Source organism: Streptomyces sp. SM10, assembly GCF_002910915.1.
Classification (GTDB): Bacteria; Actinomycetota; Actinomycetes; order Streptomycetales; family Streptomycetaceae; genus Streptomyces.
This window is the reverse complement of the sequence record NZ_NEUF01000138.1, coordinates 37,501-39,229: the sequence shown is the minus strand read 5'-3', so window position 1 is coordinate 39,229 and position 1,729 is coordinate 37,501. Positions and strand designations below refer to the sequence as shown.

Here is a 1,729-nt window from a genome sequence, read left to right as displayed (position 1 = left end):
AACACAGTGGACGCGAGCAACTGAGGACAAGCCCTCGGCCTATTAGTACCAGTCAGCTCCACCCGTTACCGGGCTTCCACATCTGGCCTATCAACCCAGTCGTCTACTGGGAGCCTTAACCACTCAAGGTGGTGGGAATACTCATCTCGAAGCAGGCTTCCCGCTTAGATGCTTTCAGCGGTTATCCTTTCCGAACGTAGCCAACCAGCCATGCCCTTGGCAGGACAACTGGCACACCAGAGGTTCGTCCGTCCCGGTCCTCTCGTACTAGGGACAGCCCTTCTCAATATTCCTACGCGCACAGCGGATAGGGACCGAACTGTCTCACGACGTTCTAAACCCAGCTCGCGTACCGCTTTAATGGGCGAACAGCCCAACCCTTGGGACCGACTCCAGCCCCAGGATGCGACGAGCCGACATCGAGGTGCCAAACCATCCCGTCGATATGGACTCTTGGGGAAGATCAGCCTGTTATCCCCGGGGTACCTTTTATCCGTTGAGCGACAGCGCTTCCACAAGCCACTGCCGGATCACTAGTCCCGACTTTCGTCCCTGCTCGACCCGTCGGTCTCACAGTCAAGCTCCCTTGTGCACTTACACTCAACACCTGATTGCCAACCAGGCTGAGGGAACCTTTGGGCGCCTCCGTTACTCTTTAGGAGGCAACCGCCCCAGTTAAACTACCCATCAGACACTGTCCCTGATCCGGATCACGGACCCAGGTTAGACATCCAGCACGACCAGAGTGGTATTTCAACGACGACTCCACAACCACTGGCGTGGCCGCTTCAAAGTCTCCCACCTATCCTACACAAGCCGAACCGAACACCAATATCAAACTATAGTAAAGGTCCCGGGGTCTTTCCGTCCTGCTGCGCGAAACGAGCATCTTTACTCGTAGTGCAATTTCACCGGGCCTATGGTTGAGACAGTCGAGAAGTCGTTACGCCATTCGTGCAGGTCGGAACTTACCCGACAAGGAATTTCGCTACCTTAGGATGGTTATAGTTACCACCGCCGTTTACTGGCGCTTAAGTTCTCAGCTTCGCACACCCGAAAGTGCACTAACCGGTCCCCTTAACGTTCCAGCACCGGGCAGGCGTCAGTCCGTATACATCGCCTTACGGCTTCGCACGGACCTGTGTTTTTAGTAAACAGTCGCTTCTCGCTGGTCTCTGCGGCCACCCCCAGCTCACCGAGTAAATCGGATCACCAGTGATGGCCCCCCTTCTCCCGAAGTTACGGGGGCATTTTGCCGAGTTCCTTAACCATAGTTCACCCGAACGCCTCGGTATTCTCTACCTGACTACCTGAGTCGGTTTAGGGTACGGGCCGCCATGAAACTCGCTAGAGGCTTTTCTCGACAGCATAGGATCATCCACTTCACCACAATCGGCTCGGCATCAGGTCTCAGCCTTAATGTGTGACGGATTTACCTACCACACGGCCTACACCCTTACCCCGGGAACAACCATCGCCCGGGTTGGACTACCTTCCTGCGTCACCCCATCGCTTACCTAGTACAAGTCTGGTTCGTCGGCTCCACCACTACCCTCAACTCCGAAGAGATCGGGCCGGCTTCACGGACTTAGCATCGCCTGATTCAGTATTGGGCGTTTCAAAGCGGGTACCGGAATATCAACCGGTTGTCCATCGACTACGCCTGTCGGCCTCGCCTTAGGTCCCGACTTACCCTGGGCAGATCAGCTTGACCCAGGAACCCTTAGTC

General features: G+C 55.8%; 1 rRNA gene (cut by a window edge). It reads right to left on the bottom strand.

From position 1 onward, the window contains the following. Positions 1 to 22: 22 nt before the first annotated feature. Positions 23 to 1,729, bottom strand: a 23S ribosomal RNA gene (locus tag B9S57_RS22345) (it continues 1,419 nt past the right edge of the window).